This is a genomic window from Neisseria sp. 27098_8_112, from assembly GCF_041433235.1.
Taxonomy (GTDB): Bacteria; Pseudomonadota; Gammaproteobacteria; order Burkholderiales; family Neisseriaceae; genus Neisseria.
This window is the reverse complement of the sequence record NZ_JAPWBB010000009.1, coordinates 73,902-91,281: the sequence shown is the minus strand read 5'-3', so window position 1 is coordinate 91,281 and position 17,380 is coordinate 73,902. Positions and strand designations below refer to the sequence as shown.

Here is a 17,380-nt window from a genome sequence, read left to right as displayed (position 1 = left end):
ATGGCCTTTTAATCTTAGCAGGAAAATACTTATTCGGCAGCTTTGGTTTCGCGTTTCAAGCCGCCGCCAAGTGCTTTATACAAGTCGGCAAGATTTTCCAAACGGGTCAGCTGATTGGCCAAAAGAGCAGTTTCTGCGCTGTAACTACTGCGTTCGGCATCCAGCAAATCCAATGCGCTGGATACGCCATGTTTGTAGCGCAGGCTGATGAGGCGCAGGCTGTCATTATAGGCGCGGCTTTGCTTGCTCAACGCTTCATAGCTTTTATCCAACTGTTCACGCGCAACCAACGCATTGGAAACATCTTTGAATGCGGATTGAACAGCGGCTTCATAAGCAACGATTTGTGCCTGCTGGCGTAGTTTGGCTACGTCAAGATTGGCTTTGTTTGTGCCCCAGTCAAAGATAGGCAGAGTGATGGATGGTGCAAAAGCCCAAATACCCGTGCCGCTCTTAAACAGGCCGCTCAACTCGCCGGAAGCGGTACCGACAGAACCGGTCAGGCTGATACGTGGGAAAAACGCCGCACGTGCCGCACCGATATTGGCATTGGCTTGTTTGAGCGCGTGTTCGGCCGCACGGATATCCGGACGGTTAAGCAACACATCCGAACTCAAACCGGCAGGCAGTTTGGTCAATTTGAACTGTTTGCTCAAAGGCAAACCGGCAGGCAGGTCTTCGGGCAAAGGTTGATTAATCAACATAGCCAAGGAATTACGCGCTTGCTCGCGGTTTTTCACTGCGGATGCGTAATCTGCTTTGGCCGATTCAATCAGGGCTTCCTGTTGGCGCAAATCAACGGCGGAAATCACACCGGCCTTATGACGTAATTGCGAGAGCTTGTAAGTCGCTTCACGGGTTTGCAATACGCGTTGTGCCAATGCCATGGTTTCTTCGGCGTAGCGTTCGTTAAAGTAGGCTTTGGCAACGGTAGAAATCAGGGTCAGATGCGCTGCATCGCGGTTGGCGGCCACATTGAAATAACCTTGCAACGCGGCTTCGCTGGTACTGCGGACACGGCCGAAAAGGTCAAGTTCATAAGAGGCTGCGCCCAAACCCACGCTGTATTGGCTGCTGACGCTGCCGCCGCTCAAGCTGCCTTGACGCGAACCTGTACCGCTGGCATTGACGGTTGGCAACAAGTTATTACGCGCAATCATGTATTGCTTGCGGTAGATTTCCGCATTCAGCGCGGCTGTACGCAAATCGGTATTGCGTTCCAATGCGATGTCGATCAGGCGGTGAAGGCGCGGATCGGCAAAATAGTCTTGCCAACCCAATTCGGCAGCACGAATACCGTCGTCAACAGTGTCGTATTTAAACGTATCGGCAACGGCAACTTGAGGCTGCTCATATTTCGGCATCATGGTACAGGCCGACAAAGCCACGGCAGCGGCAACGGCGGTCAGTACAGGTTTGAATGTAATCTTCTTCATTTTAGAATCCTTTAGCATTTTGAGGCCGTCTGAAAATTTTTCAGACGGCCTTTGCTTTAGTGCTTGTCTGAATCGTGTTTACCGTCTTCAATCATGCCGGCTTCAGCGGCGTGTTTGGCGGCCATCTCATGCTCGTGTGCGGTTTCTTTAAAGAATTTGCGCACAACCACATAGAACAAAGGCACAAGGAACACAGACAGAATCGTACCGATCAACATACCCCAGAACACGGTCGTACCAATCGCACGTTGGCTGGCGGAGCTGGCACCGCTGGCAACATAGAGTGGTACCACGCCCAAGATGAAGGCGAACGAAGTCATGATAATCGGACGGAAACGCAGGTGTGCGGCGGCAAGCGCAGCTTCAAGCGCGCTCTTGCCTTGCGCTTGCAGGTCTTTGGCAAACTCGATAATCAAAATCGCGTTTTTCGCACTCAAACCCATCACTGTAACGAAACCGACTTGGAAGTAGATATCGTTGGCGTATGCCGGAATACTGCCCAGCAATGCTTCAAACATGTTACGGCCGGTTACACCCAATGCCGCGCCAATCAAGCCCAACGGAATCACAAGGATAACCGCCAACGGGATAGACCAGCTTTCGTACAAAGCAGCCAATACTAAGAATACAGCGGCAGCGGCCAATGCGTACAACACGACAGTTTGCGAGCTGCCTTTAGCCTCTTCACGAGACTGACCGCCCCATTCCAGACTGTAACCGCCGCCCATTTCATCAACCATTTGCTGCACCGCAGCCATGGCTTGACCGGAAGATACGCCATTAACAGGAGAGCCGGAAAGCTCCATTGCCGGATAACCATTGAAGCGGACGCTTTGTTCCATGCCGGTTTCCCAAGAAACAGTAGCAATGGTAGAAAGCGGTACGGCAACGCCGGATTTGTTCGGCACGGTCAGGTTCAGAATATCGGCAGGCTGCATACGGGCACTCGCATCAGCTTGTACCATCACGCGTTGCAGACGGCCTTGATTCGGGAAGTCGTTTACATAAGACGAACCCAAAGAAGAAGCCAAAGCAGTACGGATATCAGAGAACGAAATACCTTGTGCGGCTGCTGCGGCACGGTTGATGTCGATTTTCAACTGCGGCGCATCTTCCAAACCGCTCGCACGAACGGTACTTGGGTTAAACAAACCGCTTTTGCGCATTTTGTCAATCAACTCATTGCGCTTGGCCAACAATGTAGCATGGCCACTGTTGTTACGGTCTTGCAGGTAAATCGTCAAGCCGGAGCCTGTACCCAATTCCATAATGGCAGGAGGCACAATCGCCAAACCGAAACCGTCTTTCAGCGTAGCCATCATCATACCGGTCAACTTACCGGAAATAGAAGTCGCATCGCTGCCCGGAGCAGTACGTTCGCTCCAGTCTTTCAGAATGACAAAGCCCAAAGCCATGTTTTGGCCGGAACCGCTAAAACTAAAGCCGGAAACGGTAATAATGTTCTCGATCTCAGGTACAGATTTCGCCAGTTGGGTGATTTGAGCCAAAGTTGCATCGGTACGCTCTTTGGTTGCGCCGGCAGGCAGCTGCACGCTCAACATCAAGTTACCTTGGTCTTCAGACGGCAAGAAGGAAGTCGGCAGACGCATAAACAAGAATACGCCCACAACAGTCAAGCCAATATAGACAACCATCATGCGTAAAGTCTTGCGCAAGACTTTGGCAACCCAGCCTTCGTAGCCGTGCGTCCAGCTGTCGAATTTTTTGTTAAACCAACCGAAGAAACCTTTTTTCTCTTCGTGATGACCCTTCTGAATCGGTTTGAGCATGGTGGCACACAATGCCGGAGTCAGCGTCAAAGCAAGGAATGCGGAGAAACCGATAGATGCCGCCATGGTCAAAGCAAACTGTTTGTAAATGTTACCGGTTGCACCGCTAAACATTGCCAGCGGAACAAATACGGACATCAACACGGCAGTAATACCGATAACCGCGCCGGAAATCTGACCCATCGCTTTTTTGGTTGCAGCCTTAGGCGACAGACCTTCGCTCGCCATAATACGCTCAACGTTTTCAACGACCACAATCGCGTCATCGACCACAATACCGATCACCAATACCATCGCAAACATGGTCAATACGTTAATCGACATACCCATGTATGAGATAAAGGCAAAACCGCCCAACAGGGAAATCGGCACGACAATAGTCGGAATCAGCGTATAGCGGATGTTTTGCAGGAAGAGATACATCACCAAGAATACCAAAAAAATGGCTTCCAAAAGCGTATGGATCACTTTCTCAATCGAAATTTCCACAAATTTGGAAGTATCGTAAGGAACTTTCCAGCTCATGCCGTCTGGGAAATACTTCTGCAAAACCGCCATTTTTTCTTTTACGGCAGTCGCCGTTGCCAAAGCGTTACCGCTGTTAGACAGCATCACCGCCATACCGGTAGTGTTGACGCCGTTCAAACGGGTGGAAGAAGAATAGTCTTCCATACCCAAGCCGACTTTTGCCACATCTTTCAGATAGACATTAGAGCCGTCGGTATTTGATACCAAAATGATGTTGCCGAACTCTTCAGCCGTTCTTAATTGCCCTTCCGCAGTAACGGTCGCCGAAATGGTCTGACCTGCAGCCGCCGGCAAAGAACCGATGGAGCCTGCTGAGATTTGAATGTTTTGTGTCGCAAGCGCATTGGTTACCGTTGCAAAAGACAAGTTGTAGTTTTGCAGTTTTTTCGGGTCAACCCAAATACGCATGGCGCGTTGCGCACCAAACAATTGTACCTGCCCTACCCCGTCGATACGCTGCAGTTCAGGAATGATATTACGCTGGGCGTAATCGTTCATTTCCTCAATGGATTGCTTTTCAGAAGAAAGCATGACCACTTGCAAGAAGTTGGAACGCGCTTTAGATACGGTTACACCATATTGCTGTACGGTAGACGGCAATGTGGACAAAACTTCCGACAATTTGTTCTGCACGTCCACCTGCGCCAAATCTTCATCGGTCTCAGGCGTAAACGTCAGACTGACGCTGCCACTGCCGCTGGAATTGGCAGAAGTCGTCATATAGTCCAAACCTTCCACACCGTACATATTACGTTCGATAACGGCCAGTACGCTGTCTTCCATTACCTGAGCAGAAGCGCCCGGATAAGTAGCGCGCAAAGTAATGGTCGGCGCTGCAACGGACGGATATTGGGAAATCGGCAGTTTTTGAATGCCGAAAATACCCGCTGCGATGATAAAAATCGCAATAACCCATGCAAAAATGGGGCGGTCAATAAAAAACTTAGACATTCATGCGTTCCTTATTTGGCTTCAGATGCAGCTTTAGCTTCAGGCTTGGCCTCGGATGCAGCTTGGCCGTCTGAAACTGCTGGTGTTGCTGCCGCAGTGTTTGCAGGCGGCGTCCATTCTTTCGGCGTTACCTTTTTAGCACCCGACATAGCGGCAATGCTGATGCCTTCAACAATCACTTTGTCGCCGTCTTTCAGGCCGTCTGTAATAACCCAGTTGGTACCTTGCTGTTGGGCAACGGTCACGACACGCGCTTCCATTTCGCTCTTGTCATTCACCACCATCACCGTATCTTGCGAACCGCGGGTAACTGCTTGTTGCGGTACCACAAATGCATTATCCACTGCCACTTGTTCCATCAACACGCGCACATACAAGCCCGGCATCAAGATATTTCTGTCGTTAGGAATGGCGGCGCGCAAGGTAATTTGACCGGTCGTTTCGTTGACAGTCGGATCTGCAAACAGCAGACGGCCTTTTTCAGGGTAAACCGTACCGTCGTCAAATTTGATATCCACTGCAATCGCGCCGTTTGCCGCCAACAATTTGCCTTCGGCAACCTGTTGACGCAGTTTCATGACCTCACTCGCAGACTGGGTAACGTTGACATACATCGGATTGGTTTGTTGGATGGTTGCCAAAACAGTGGTATCGCCGGAATTCAGCAGCGTACCTTCAGAAACTTTAGATTGACCGATAAAGCCGGAAATCGGCGCAGTAATGCGGGATCGGTTCAGGCTGATACCGGCAGATTTGATAGCTGCTTGAGCGGATTTGACGCCTGCCTCTGCTGAACGCTTGGCCGTTACGGCTGCATCATATTCTTGTTGGCTGATGGCATCGGCGGCAACCAGCGGTTTATAGCGGGCTAAGTCGGCATTCGCTTTAGCCAAAGTAGCTTGCGCACTTGCCAACTGGGCGCGTGCGCTTTCTAAGTTTGCTTCATAAGATGAGCTGTCGATTTGGTACAAAGGCTGACCGGCTTGCACATAGCTGCCCTCTTGGAACAAGCGTTTTTGCAAAATACCGCCAACTTGGGCGCGAACTTCGGCAGTACGCAATGATTCCAGACGGCCCGGCAACTCAGTTGTCAATGCAACGGTTTCTGGATGCACAGTGACCACGCGCACTTCAGGCGCAGGTTGTTTTTGCTGTTGCTGACTGCCTTGCGCCTGTTGGCCGGCTGCTTTTTCATCGCCTTTGCCGCAAGCGGAAAGTGCCAACGCAGTAGCTGCTGCAATTGCCGCGACACGCATCATTTTAGAAGCATAAAGAGCCATAATTTTCCTATCTCTATGATAAATAAGGGTTTGACTAATTAAAAATTGATTACTTTAATCTCATATTTCGCAAACAGAAATTGCCTGCTTTTATGAAAAACAGGCTGATTATATAGTGTTGAGAAACACTATCAAGTATTGAATTAAATTATACATACATTTTTGCATGTTCAGAAGTAATTTTTTATAATCCAAACCATAAATTTACATTTCCTACAAAACAACTATGAGAAGAACCAAAACCGAAGCCTTAAAAACCAAAGAATATCTCATGCTTGCCGCATTGGATACGTTTTATCAGAAAGGCATTGCCCGCACCTCGCTTAACGAAATTGCCCAAGCCGCAGGCGTAACGCGCGGCGCGCTGTATTGGCATTTCAAAAACAAAGAAGATTTGTTTGACGCCTTGTTCCAACGGATTTGCGACGACATCGAAAGCTGCATAAAAGAAGACTCGAACAACAATAACGAACAGGCTTGGTCAAGCTTCCGACTAACTCTGACCCGTTTCTTCGAGCGCCTGCAACACAACGATCTTCACTATAAATTCCACAGCATTTTGTTTTTAAAATGCGAACACACCGAGCAAAACGAGGCGGTCATTGCCATCGCTAAAAAACACCAATCACTATGGCGTGAAAAAATCGTTGCTGTCCTGACTGATGCGGTACAACAAAAAGCGTTGGCGGATAATTTGGATATCGACATGGCAGTCATCTTCATCAAGTCTTCATTAGACGGCTTGATTTGGCGCTGGCTTTCTTCAGGTCAAGGCTTCGATTTAGCACAAACTGCCCCACGTATGATTGAAATCATCATTGATACATTGGAAAACCATCCGCAATTAAGAAAACAATCATAAATATCAAAAATAAAAGGCCGTCTGAAACATTAAAAGTTTCAGACGGCCTTTTGGTTTAAACCTGCTTAACGTGTTACCGGTTTATAACGGATACGTTTCGGTTTCGCGCCCTCTTCGCCCAAACGGCGTTTCTTGTCGGCTTCGTATTCCTGATAGTTGCCGTCAAAGAACACCCATTTAGAGTCGCCTTCACAAGCCAGAATATGCGTAGCGATGCGGTCGAGGAACCAACGGTCGTGCGAAATCACCATCACGCTGCCGGCAAATTCCAGCAATGCGTCTTCCAACGCGCGCAGGGTTTCCACGTCAAGGTCGTTGGACGGTTCGTCCAACAGCAACACATTACCGCCGCTCAACAAAGTTTTTGCCAAGTGCAGACGGCCGCGTTCGCCGCCAGACAATTGACCTGCAATTTTGCTTTGGTCGCTGCCTTTGAAGTTGAAGCGTCCCAAATATTGGCGGGCAGGAATTTCAAACTGGCCAACCTGCAAAATGTCGCGGCCTTCGGCAATGTTGTCGAACACGGTTTTGTCGTTTTGCAAACCTTCGCGGCTTTGGTCGATCAAGCTCATTTTCACGGTTTGACCGATTTTCACTTCGCCGGAATCAGGCTGCTCTTTGCCTGAAATCATTTTAAACAGCGTAGATTTACCCGCGCCGTTCGGGCCGATGATGCCGACAATCGCGCCCGCAGGCACTTTGAAGCTCAAATCGTCAATCAGCACTTTGTCGCCGAACGATTTGGAAACGTTCACAAATTCAATTACTTCATTACCCAAACGTTCAGCAACAGGGATAAAGATTTCCTGAGTTTCGTTGCGTTTTTGGTATTCGTAGTTGCTCATTTCTTCAAAACGAGCCAAACGCGCTTTGGACTTGGCTTGGCGGCCTTTGGCATTTTGGCGCACCCATTCCAATTCCTGCTTCATCGCTTTCACGCGCGCAGCTTCGGATTTCGCCTCGTTTTCCAAACGTTTTTCTTTCTGCTCCAGCCAAGACGAGTAATTGCCTTTCCACGGAATACCGTGTCCGCGGTCGAGTTCCAAAATCCATTCGGCGGCGTTGTCGAGGAAGTAGCGGTCGTGCGTTACCGCAACCACGGTACCTGGGAAGCGTACCAAGAATTGCTCCAGCCATTCGACAGATTCCGCATCCAAGTGGTTGGTCGGCTCGTCAAGCAAAAGCATATCGGGCTTGCTCAATAAGAGTTTGCACAAAGCCACACGGCGTTTTTCACCGCCGGACAAATTACCGATTTTGGCATCCCAATCAGGCAGACGCAGCGCGTCGGCAGCGATGTCCAATTCGTGTTCCGCACCGCCGCCCGTGGACGAACCAGCCGCAATAATCGCTTCCAAGCGACCTTGTTCTTCCGCCAATGCGTCAAAATCCGCATCAGGATTGGCATACTCGGCATACACTTCTTCCAAGCGTTTTTGTGCAGCAGCTACTTCGCCCAAACCGCTTTCCACTTCCTCGCGCACGGTTTTCTCAGGATCAAGCTCAGGCTCTTGCGGCAGGTAGCCGATTTTAATGCCGCCCATCGGCACGGCTTCGCCCTCAAATTCTTTATCCACGCCCGCCATAATCCGCAGTACAGTAGATTTACCCGCACCGTTCAAACCGAGCAAACCGATTTTTGCACCGGGGAAAAATGAAAGGGAAATGTCTTTAATAATGGTTTTTTGCGGCGGCACAACCTTGCTCACGCGCAGCATAGAATAGACGTATTGTTGGGACATAGTTTTCTCGTTTCCGTCAAACAAATTTCAGACGGCCCATTTTAACCTATTGCCCAAATACTTGCTTGTTCAAATGCCATCTGAAAATAGAAATAAGATCAAAATATACACCGAGCCGAACCAATGCCTTCAGTCTCCAAAATTTTCAATACGAAACCGTAAAAAATTTGATTTAAGCCAGTTTATCTTTGAACAAACATTGCCAACATCCGGCGCGCTTCATAAAATGCACCTATATCCTTGAAAGTACGCACACAAACAATAACGACAGAGAACACCACACCAAGGAACCTTTCAGATTTCTCAATAAAAATACTTTTTAAAAAAAGGATTTACCTCATGTCGGAAAATACGCAAAAAACAGCAAAACAAGGTTTGCCGTCACTGGCAAAAAGTACGATTTGGATGCTGAGCTTCGGTTATCTCGGCGTTCAGACGGCCTTTACCCTGCAAAGCTCACAAATGAGCCGAATTTTTCAAACTTTAGGCGCCGACCCGCATAATTTGGGCTGGTTTTTCATTCTGCCGCCGCTAGCCGGTATGTTGGTTCAGCCGATTGTGGGCTACTACTCAGACCGCACTTGGATGCCGCGCTTGGGCGGCCGCCGTCTGCCCTATCTGCTTTACGGTACGCTGATTGCGGTTATCGTCATGATTCTGATGCCGAACTCGGGCAGCTTCGGTTTTGGTTACGCTTCTTTGGCGGCTTTGTCGTTTGGCGCGCTGATGATTGCGCTGTTGGACGTGTCCTCCAATATGGCAATGCAGCCGTTTAAGATGATGGTCGGCGACATGGTCAACGAGGAGCAGAAAAGCTACGCCTACGGGATTCAAAGTTTCTTAGCGAATACGGGCGCGGTTGTGGCGGCGATTCTGCCGTTTGTGTTTGCGTATATCGGTTTGGCGAACACGGCCGAAAAAGGCGTCGTGCCGCAGACCGTGGTCGTAGCATTCTATGTGGGCGCAGCCTTACTGATTATTACCAGTGCGTTCACCATCTTCAAAGTCAAAGAGTATGATCCGGAAACCTACGCCCGCTACCACGGCATCGACGTAGCCGCAAATCAGGAAAAAGCCAACTGGTTCGAACTCTTAAAAACCGCACCTAAAGCGTTTTGGACAGTGACTTTGGTGCAATTCTTCTGTTGGTTCGCCTTCCAATATATGTGGACTTACTCGGCAGGCGCGATTGCGGAAAACGTTTGGCAGACAACTGATGCCTCCTCCGTAGGCTACCAAGAAGCAGGCAACTGGTACGGCGTTTTGGCGGCGGTACAATCCATTGCTGCCGTTATCTGCTCGTTTATTCTGGCAAAAGTACCGAATCAATACCATAAAGTCGGTTATTTCGGTTGCTTGGCTTTGGGTGCACTCGGTTTCTTCTCCGTTTTCTTCATCAGCAATCAATACGCACTGGTGTTGTCTTATACCTTAATCGGTATTGCGTGGGCCGGTATCATTACCTATCCTTTGACGATTGTGACCAATGCCCTCTCAGGCAAACACATGGGTACTTATTTGGGCCTGTTCAACGGCTCTATCTGTATGCCTCAAATCGTCGCCTCCCTGCTGAGCTTTATCCTCTTCCCTATGCTGGGCAGCCATCAGGCAACCATGTTCTTGGTTGCAGGCGCAGTCTTGCTGCTGGGAGCCTTCTCAGTATGTCTGATTAAAGAGACCCACGGCGAATAATCCATCAATACCATCGGCAAAGGCCGTCTGAAACCTTTGCCGAAATTACAATTTTAATAACAGGAGCTTCATAAATGTATACAAGAATCATGGAAATCAGCCCTTGGACGCTGCGTTCGACAAAACTGGAAAAAGAACACAAACGGCTGCAAGAGAGCCTGACCAGCTTGGGCAACGGCTATATGGGTATGCGCGGCAGCTTTGAGGAAACCTATTCCGCCGACAGCCACTTGGGCACCTACATCGCCGGCGTGTGGTTCCCCGACAAAACCCGCGTCGGCTGGTGGAAAAACGGCTACCCCAAATATTTCGGCAAAGCCATCAATGCGCTCAATTTCAGCAAAGTCAAAATCTTTGTCGACGATCAGGAAGTGGACTTGGCGAAAAACGACGTTGCCGGCTTCTCCGTCGAACTCAATATGCAGCACGGCGTGTTGCGCCGCTCGTTCACCGTATTCGGCGTGCGTTTCGATGTGTGCAAATTCCTGTCCGTCGCGCAAAAAGAGCTGGCTCTCATCCGCTGGGAAGCAGTATCCGTCGACGGCAAAACCCACCAAGTCCGCATCGATTCCATCATTGACGCCGACGTGAAAAACGAAGACTCCAACTACGAAGAAAAATTCTGGCAGGTATTGGACAAAGGCGTTTCAGACGGCCTCTCCTACATTGCCACCCAAACCGTCGCCAATCCCTTCGGCGTGGAACAATTTATCGTCAACGCCGAGCAAACCTTCGCCGGCAGCTTCAAAGCCCTCGGCGGCAGCCAAACCGACTGGCAGGTCTCCAATTCTTTCGAGGCCGAAGTCGGCGGCACGCCCGAAACCTTTGAAAAACGCGTGATTGTTACCACCAGCCGCGATTATCAGGGCTTGGAAGCAGTGAAAGCCGCCGGCCGTGCCTTGTCGGAAAAAATCGCAGGCGTTTCGTTTGAAACCTTCCTGGACGCACACAAAGCAGGCTGGCTGCACCGTTGGGAAATCGCCGACGTGGTCATCGAAGGCAGCGACGAAGCTCAGCAGGGCATCCGCTTCAACCTGTTCCAACTGTTCTCCACCTACTACGGCGAAGACGCGCGCCTGAACATCGGCCCGAAAGGCTTTACCGGCGAAAAATACGGCGGCGCGACCTATTGGGATACCGAAGCCTACGCCGTGCCGCTCTACCTCGCACTAGCGGAACCCGAAGTTACCCGCAACCTGCTGCAATACCGCCGCAACCAACTGCCGCATGCGCAGCACAACGCGCGCGAACAGGGCTTGGCGGGCGCGCTCTATCCGATGGTAACGTTTACGGGCATCGAGTGCCACAACGAATGGGAAATCACCTTCGAGGAAATCCACCGCAACGGCGCGATTCCTTACGCCATCTACAACTACACCAACTACACCGGCGACGAAAGCTATCTTGCCAAAGAAGGCTTGGAAGTCTTGGTCGAAGTGTCCCGCTTCTGGGCGGACCGCGTCCACTTCTCCAAACGCAACGGCAAATACATGATTCACGGCGTAACCGGCCCGAACGAATACGAAAACAACATCAACAACAACTGGTACACCAACACCCTCGCCGCATGGGTATTGGACTACACCCGCGAAGCCCTGGAGAAATACCCGCGTCCGGATTTGAACGTGAGTGCCGCCGAGTTAGAAAAATGGGCGGACATTAGCGCCAATATGTACCGTCCGCATGACGAAGAACTCGGCGTATTCGTGCAGCATGACGGCTTCCTCGACAAAGACATCCGCCCCGTGTCCGCGCTTTCGCCCGACGATTTGCCGCTCAACCAGAAATGGTCGTGGGACAAAATCCTGCGTTCGCCCTTCATCAAACAGGCAGACGTATTGCAAGGCATCTATTTCTTCGGCGACCGTTTCAACATGGACGAAAAACGCCGCAACTTCGACTTCTACGAACCGATGACCGTGCACGAAAGCTCGTTGTCTCCATGTATCCACTCCATCCTCGCCGCCGAACTGGGCAAAGAAGAAAAAGCCGTGGAAATGTACCAGCGCACTGCCCGCCTGGACTTGGACAACTACAACAATGATACCGAAGACGGCCTGCACATCACCTCCATGACCGGCTCGTGGCTCGCCATCGTCCAAGGTTTCGCCCAAATGAAAACCTGGGGCGGCAAACTCAGCTTCGCACCGTTCCTGCCGAGTGCATGGACAGGCTACGCCTTCCATATCAACTACCGCGGCCGTCTGATTAAAGTCGCCGTCGGCAAAGAAAACGTCGTCTTCACCCTGCTCAAAGGCGAACCGCTCGATTTGCAGGTGTACGGCAAAGACATCACGCTCAACAGCAGCCACACTGTCACGTTGGAAAAATAAGGAGGGCGCAAAATGACTTTTACCGCAGTGCTCTTTGACCTCGACGGCGTCATCACCGACACCGCCGAATACCACTACCGCGCATGGAAAAAGCTCGCCGAAGAACTGGGCATCAGCATCGACCGCAAGTTTAACGAGCAGCTCAAAGGCGTGTCGCGCGACGATTCGCTCAAACGCATCCTCGCGCACGGCGACAAAACCGTCAGCGAAGCCGAGTTCGCCGAACTGACCCGCCGTAAAAACGACAACTACGTCGAGATGATTCAGGCAGTCAAACCCGAAGACGTGTATCCCGGCATTTTGTCGCTGCTGGAAGCATTGAGGGCAAACGGCAAAAAAATCGCCCTCGCATCCGCCAGTAAAAACGGCCCGTTCCTGCTCGAACGCATGGGGCTGACCCACTTCTTCGACGCCATTGCCGACCCTGCCGCCGTCGCGCATTCCAAACCCGCCCCCGACATCTTCCTCGCTGCCGCCGAGGGCGTGGGCGCGGACATCCGCCGCTGCATCGGCATCGAAGACGCCGCCGCCGGCGTCGCCGCCATCAAAGCCGCTGGTGCCCTGCCCATCGGAGTAGGCAAAGCCGAAGATTTGGGCAGCGACATCGCGCTGGTATCCGACACTGCCGACCTGACCTACGCCTACCTGCAAAACGTGTGGGAACAATCAGGCAGATAAAATACTCAGAAAGTAAAAAGGCCGTCTGAAAACCTGAATCAGGTTTTCAGACGGCCTTTAATATTTCCAATCAACCCAACGTTACCATCTCAATCTGCTCCATACTTCTACCCAAGAAGCGTTCGCCGATGGTGCGGAAACGCAGTGGGATGTCGCTGACGTAGAAGCGGTAATCCGGGTTGTCGTTTTCTGTATTCAGCAAACCTGCTTGCGCCAAGGCTTTGGCGGTGGCTTCGGCGGTGGTGATGGCGGAATCGACCAAGGTGACGTTTTGTGCTTCGCGGCCGATAAGTGGTTTGAGCAGTGGGAAATGGGTACAACCCAACACCAGCGTATCGATGTCGTCGGCCAAGAGAGGCTTCAGGTATTCGCGCACGGTCAGGCGGGTGACTTCGTGATCGAGCCAACCCTCTTCTACCAATGGCACAAGTAGGGGCGCGGCTTGTGTGCGCACCAGCGTGTCGTTGTTTTTCGAATGAATGGCGCGTGCGTAGGCATTACTGTTGACGGTGGTGTTGGTCGCGATAATGCCGATTCGGTTGTTTTTGGTGGTTTGCAAAGCGGCTTCAGCACCGGCGGAGATGACGTCCAATACGGGCATATTGCCTGCTTTTTGGCGGATTTTTTGTCCGGCAACGGCAGCGATGGTGTTGCACGCGATAACGAGTGCCTTGACATCGTTTTCCAGCAGAAAATCGACAATCTGCATGGCGAAGGTTTCGATGGTGGCGCGGGATTTGGTGCCGTAGGGAACGCGTGCGGTATCGCCGAAATAGATGATGTTTTCCATCGGCAGGCGTTCCATCAGGGCGCGGACGTTGGTCAAGCCGCCGACACCGGAATCGAATACGCCGATGGGGCGTTGTTTGCTGGTACTCATGGTTAATTTCTTCAATATAAAGTCGAGGCCGTCTGAAACCGTTTTTCAGACGGCCTGAAGGTTAAACATATTCTTTTTTATCGTTTTCCATCCAAGCCTGATGCGAGCAAATCCACAACAGTACGATACCGCATACGGTCGAGCTTAACATCATACCGGCCATCACTAAGGCAGAACCATTATGCAGCCAAGTCGTTGCCATGCCAACCGATGCGCCGATGAGGGATTGGAACACGCCTAAAACGGCATTTGCACTGCCGCCCTCTGCGCTGAAATAGCTCATAAAGCAGGCCTGAGTGTTCGCACCGACTAAGCCTTGTGTACCGACTGAAAACATCACGCACAGCACCAAAGCCCACAAAGGCGGCAAAGACAGCGACAACACCAAAACCGTCATCAGCAGATTGGCGGCAAATTGGACGATAATGCCCCATTTGAGGATGTTTTGCGGATGCGTACCGGTTTTCAAACGCCATGCGGTAACGCGGTTAAACGACATCATGGTAATGATATTGAGCGCAAATATCCAAGCATATTGGTTTGGTGAAACATGATACAGGTGTTGGTACACGAACGACGATTCGGTCAAAAAGGCAAACATCGAACCGAAACTGAAAGCTTGGAAAAACAAATAGCCCATTGCGGCGCGCGTCCTCAAAACGCGTTTAAACCTGCCGGCCACCACGCCGAACACGTCCATGCTGATTTTGCCTTTTTGGTGCGGCTTGGGCAGAAAATACCACATCAAACCCCAAAGCAGCAGCGAATAGCAGGCCAGAAAACCGAAAATCATGCGCCAGCCGCCCAAATTCTGCAAGCCTGCACCAATCATTGGCGCCATCAGCGGCACAATCATCAGAATAATGCCGATTAAGGCAAACATCTGCGCGGCTTTGCGTCCGGAATAATAATCGCGCACCATCGCGCCGGAAATCACCACGGTCATCCCCGCGCCAAACGCCTGCAAGGCACGCAAGTTCAGCAGCTGCTCGACATTATTCACCATCGTCAAACCGATAACGGCGGCAAAGTAAATGCTCAAGCCCACCAAGGCGACAGGTTTGCGGCCTTTAATATCCGAAATCGAACCGCCGACCACCTGACCAAACGCCACGCCAAACATAAAAAAGCTCAGGCTTTGCTCAATACGGTGGATGTCCGAACCCAGCGACTTCGCCATTTCGGGAATCGCAGGCAGATAGGCATCGACAGAAAACGGCATCAGCGCGACCAACATCGCCATCAGCACGGCCATGGTTTTTTCGCCCAAAGGGGCTTGTTGTGCAGTCATTCCGACTTTCGCTTTCGTAAAAAATATTCAAAAAACAAAGAAAACAACCGCCTTGTCAGACGGTTGCGTATTTGATGGAATTATAGCAGATTTCAACCTTGTCCAATCACTGCAAAAAAACCTTTGCAAAACTTAAGGCCGTCTGAAACTTTGCTTGGTTGAATCCCTTCGCCGCAAACGTTAAAATGCTTGTTTTTTAAGACAACAAATTGTTTCACATCACGGATTCTAAGGAATAATCATGACTACATTTCAAATTGCGCGTGCCGACGGGAAAACGCTCGAAATCCAAGGCAAAATGGCCAACCGCCACGGCTTGATCGCCGGCGCGACCGGTACGGGTAAAACCGTTACCCTGCGCCGCATGGCGGAAGCCTTCAGCAGCGAAGGTGTCCCTGTATTCTTGGTCGATGTCAAAGGCGATTTGTCGGGCATCGCGCAAGCCGGTGCCAACAGCGGCAAAGTGGGCGAACGCATCGCCGAATTTGGTTTGGGCGAACAATGGCTGCAAAATTTCCCCGTGCGCTTTTGGGATGTTTACGGCGAAACCGGTATTCCCGTACGCGTAACCGTTTCAGAAATGGGCCCTATGCTTTTAGCCCGCCTGATGAATCTGAACGACACGCAAGAAGGCCTGCTCAACCTCGTGTTCAAAGTTGCCGACGACAGAGGCTGGCACATTCTGGACTTGAAAGACCTGCGCAGCATGCTGAAACACGTTTCCGACCACGCTTCGGAATACCGCACGCAATACGGCAACGTTTCTGCCGCCAGTATCGGCGCGATTCAACGCCAACTGCTGACTTTGGAAAACGAAGGCGCAGAAAAATTCTTCGGCGAGCCTTCCCTCAACCTGCAAGACTGGATGCAAGCCGACAACGGCAAAGGCATCATCAACATCCTTAACTCCGAAAAACTGATGCGCTCGCCGCGTATGTACAGCGCGTTTTTGCTGTGGATGCTGGCAGAATTGTTTGAAACCCTGCCCGAAGTCGGCGATTTGGACAAACCGAAATTCGTGATGTTCTTCGATGAAGCGCATTTAATGTTCGACAATGCCGCCAATGCGTTGATCGAACAAATCGAGCAAGTCGTGCGCCTGATCCGTTCCAAAGGCGTGGGCGTATATTTCGTCACCCAAAACCCGCTCGACTTGCCCGATACCATTCTCGGCCAACTGGGTAACCGTGTACAACACGCCCTACGCGCCTTCACACCGCGTGACCAAAAAGCAGTCAAAGCCGCTGCCGAAACCTTCCGTAGCAACCCCAACATCAAAGTTGCCGAAGCGATTGCCGAACTCGGCGTCGGCGAAGCCCTCGTTTCCTTCCTTGATGAAAAAGGTATGCCCGAGCCGGTAGAACGCGCCCTTATCCTGCCGCCTCAATCCGCCCTGACCCCGCTTGCAGCAGAAGAGCGTAACCGTTTGTTCCAAAACGACGATTTGTATCCGACCTATAAAGACATGGTGGACAACTACTCTGCTTTTGAAGCATTGGCCGAAGCAGACAGCCAAGCTGCCGCTGAAAAAGAAGCCACAAATGCCGCCAAAGAGCAGGAAAAAGCACAAAAAACCGCAGAAAAAGAAGCTGCCAATGCTGATCCTAGCATCCTCGGTGGACTGATCGGCGGCTTGAGCGGCGGACGCAAAAAATCTGGCCAAGGTTTGGGCTACAACGTTGCCGACGCCATCGGCAGCCAAATCAACCGCCAAGTAACCAACGCCATTTCCCGCAGCGTGATGGGCATCATTAAAAATATGTTTAAAAAATAAGGCGTAAAAAGAAGGCAGAGGTCGTCTGAAAGCCTGAAAACCGGTTTTCAGACGACCTTTTATATTCATCAATCCAATCGAGACCTTTGCAAAAATAGTCTGTTAACGAAATTTGACGCATAAAAATGCGCCAAAAAAATTCA

The 17,380-nt window shown here is 51.0% G+C and carries 11 protein-coding genes; 5 read left to right on the top strand and 6 right to left on the bottom strand.

The annotated features are described in order from the left end of the window. Nucleotides 1-29: 29 nt before the first annotated feature. From O3682_RS07375 to O3682_RS07365, 3 genes are read right to left on the bottom strand one after another with little or no spacing between them, the layout of a single operon-like run. A complete protein-coding gene (locus O3682_RS07375) occupies nt 30-1,436 on the bottom strand; it encodes an efflux transporter outer membrane subunit (protein WP_114926273.1) in 1,407 nt (468 codons plus the stop codon). Nucleotides 1,437-1,492: 56 nt separating this feature from the next. Continuing rightward, nucleotides 1,493-4,705, bottom strand: a complete 3,213-nt coding sequence (locus tag O3682_RS07370) for an efflux RND transporter permease subunit (RefSeq protein WP_371509340.1) — start codon at nt 4,703-4,705, stop codon at nt 1,493-1,495. An 11-nt stretch (nt 4,706-4,716) separates the two neighbouring features. After that, on the bottom strand, nt 4,717-5,985 hold the full coding sequence (locus tag O3682_RS07365; RefSeq protein ID WP_371509338.1) for an efflux RND transporter periplasmic adaptor subunit: 1,269 nt from the start codon (nt 5,983-5,985) through the stop codon (nt 4,717-4,719). 226 nt (nt 5,986-6,211) lie between these two features. Here O3682_RS07365 and mtrR point away from each other — a divergent pair, with 226 nt between their 5' ends. After that, nucleotides 6,212-6,847, top strand: a complete 636-nt coding sequence (gene mtrR / locus O3682_RS07360; protein ID WP_371509336.1) for a multidrug efflux system transcriptional repressor MtrR — start codon at nt 6,212-6,214, stop codon at nt 6,845-6,847. 65 nt (nt 6,848-6,912) lie between these two features. Here mtrR and ettA read toward each other — a convergent pair whose 3' ends face one another. Beyond that, nucleotides 6,913-8,589, bottom strand: a complete 1,677-nt coding sequence (ettA, locus tag O3682_RS07355) for an energy-dependent translational throttle protein EttA (RefSeq protein WP_371509334.1) — start codon at nt 8,587-8,589, stop codon at nt 6,913-6,915. Between the two features lie 339 nt (nt 8,590-8,928). On the opposite strand from ettA, the gene O3682_RS07350 reads away from it, so the two are divergent. The 3 genes from O3682_RS07350 (at nt 8,929) to pgmB (ending at nt 13,292) form a co-directional block, all read left to right on the top strand. Further along, nucleotides 8,929-10,281 carry an SLC45 family MFS transporter gene (locus O3682_RS07350; RefSeq protein WP_070461997.1) on the top strand — a complete coding sequence of 451 codons (1,353 nt, stop codon included), beginning with the start codon at nt 8,929-8,931 and terminating at the stop codon, nt 10,279-10,281. Between the two features lie 74 nt (nt 10,282-10,355). Beyond that, the gene (locus tag O3682_RS07345; protein WP_371509332.1) at nt 10,356-12,614 is read left to right on the top strand and encodes a glycoside hydrolase family 65 protein; all 2,259 of its coding nucleotides are present in this window, start codon (nt 10,356-10,358) and stop codon (nt 12,612-12,614) included. Between the two features lie 12 nt (nt 12,615-12,626). Further along, on the top strand, nt 12,627-13,292 hold the full coding sequence (pgmB, locus tag O3682_RS07340; RefSeq protein WP_371509331.1) for a beta-phosphoglucomutase: 666 nt from the start codon (nt 12,627-12,629) through the stop codon (nt 13,290-13,292). Between the two features lie 70 nt (nt 13,293-13,362). Here pgmB and murI read toward each other — a convergent pair whose 3' ends face one another. Beyond that, a complete protein-coding gene (gene murI, locus O3682_RS07335; RefSeq protein WP_049331752.1) occupies nt 13,363-14,172 on the bottom strand; it encodes a glutamate racemase in 810 nt (269 codons plus the stop codon). Nucleotides 14,173-14,233: 61 nt separating this feature from the next. Continuing rightward, the gene (locus O3682_RS07330; RefSeq protein ID WP_371509330.1) at nt 14,234-15,463 is read right to left on the bottom strand and encodes a multidrug effflux MFS transporter; all 1,230 of its coding nucleotides are present in this window, start codon (nt 15,461-15,463) and stop codon (nt 14,234-14,236) included. A 241-nt stretch (nt 15,464-15,704) separates the two neighbouring features. Between O3682_RS07330 and O3682_RS07325 the strand changes: the two genes are divergently transcribed. Further along, complete coding sequence (locus O3682_RS07325) at nt 15,705-17,237, top strand: helicase HerA-like domain-containing protein (protein WP_371509328.1); 1,533 nt, start codon at nt 15,705-15,707, stop codon at nt 17,235-17,237. Nucleotides 17,238-17,380: the final 143 nt, after the last annotated feature.

What these genes read in the sequence shown, in the direction of transcription:
- O3682_RS07375 (WP_114926273.1), bottom strand. Translation starts at nt 1,436, where the DNA reads ATGAAGAAGATTACATTCAAACCTGTACTGACCGCCGTTGCCGCTGCC.
- O3682_RS07370 (WP_371509340.1), bottom strand. Translation starts at nt 4,705, where the DNA reads ATGTCTAAGTTTTTTATTGACCGCCCCATTTTTGCATGGGTTATTGCG.
- O3682_RS07365 (WP_371509338.1), bottom strand. Translation starts at nt 5,985, where the DNA reads ATGGCTCTTTATGCTTCTAAAATGATGCGTGTCGCGGCAATTGCAGCA.
- mtrR (WP_371509336.1), top strand. Translation starts at nt 6,212, where the DNA reads ATGAGAAGAACCAAAACCGAAGCCTTAAAAACCAAAGAATATCTCATG.
- ettA (WP_371509334.1), bottom strand. Translation starts at nt 8,589, where the DNA reads ATGTCCCAACAATACGTCTATTCTATGCTGCGCGTGAGCAAGGTTGTG.
- O3682_RS07350 (WP_070461997.1), top strand. Translation starts at nt 8,929, where the DNA reads ATGTCGGAAAATACGCAAAAAACAGCAAAACAAGGTTTGCCGTCACTG.
- O3682_RS07345 (WP_371509332.1), top strand. Translation starts at nt 10,356, where the DNA reads ATGTATACAAGAATCATGGAAATCAGCCCTTGGACGCTGCGTTCGACA.
- pgmB (WP_371509331.1), top strand. Translation starts at nt 12,627, where the DNA reads ATGACTTTTACCGCAGTGCTCTTTGACCTCGACGGCGTCATCACCGAC.
- murI (WP_049331752.1), bottom strand. Translation starts at nt 14,172, where the DNA reads ATGAGTACCAGCAAACAACGCCCCATCGGCGTATTCGATTCCGGTGTC.
- O3682_RS07330 (WP_371509330.1), bottom strand. Translation starts at nt 15,463, where the DNA reads ATGACTGCACAACAAGCCCCTTTGGGCGAAAAAACCATGGCCGTGCTG.
- O3682_RS07325 (WP_371509328.1), top strand. Translation starts at nt 15,705, where the DNA reads ATGACTACATTTCAAATTGCGCGTGCCGACGGGAAAACGCTCGAAATC.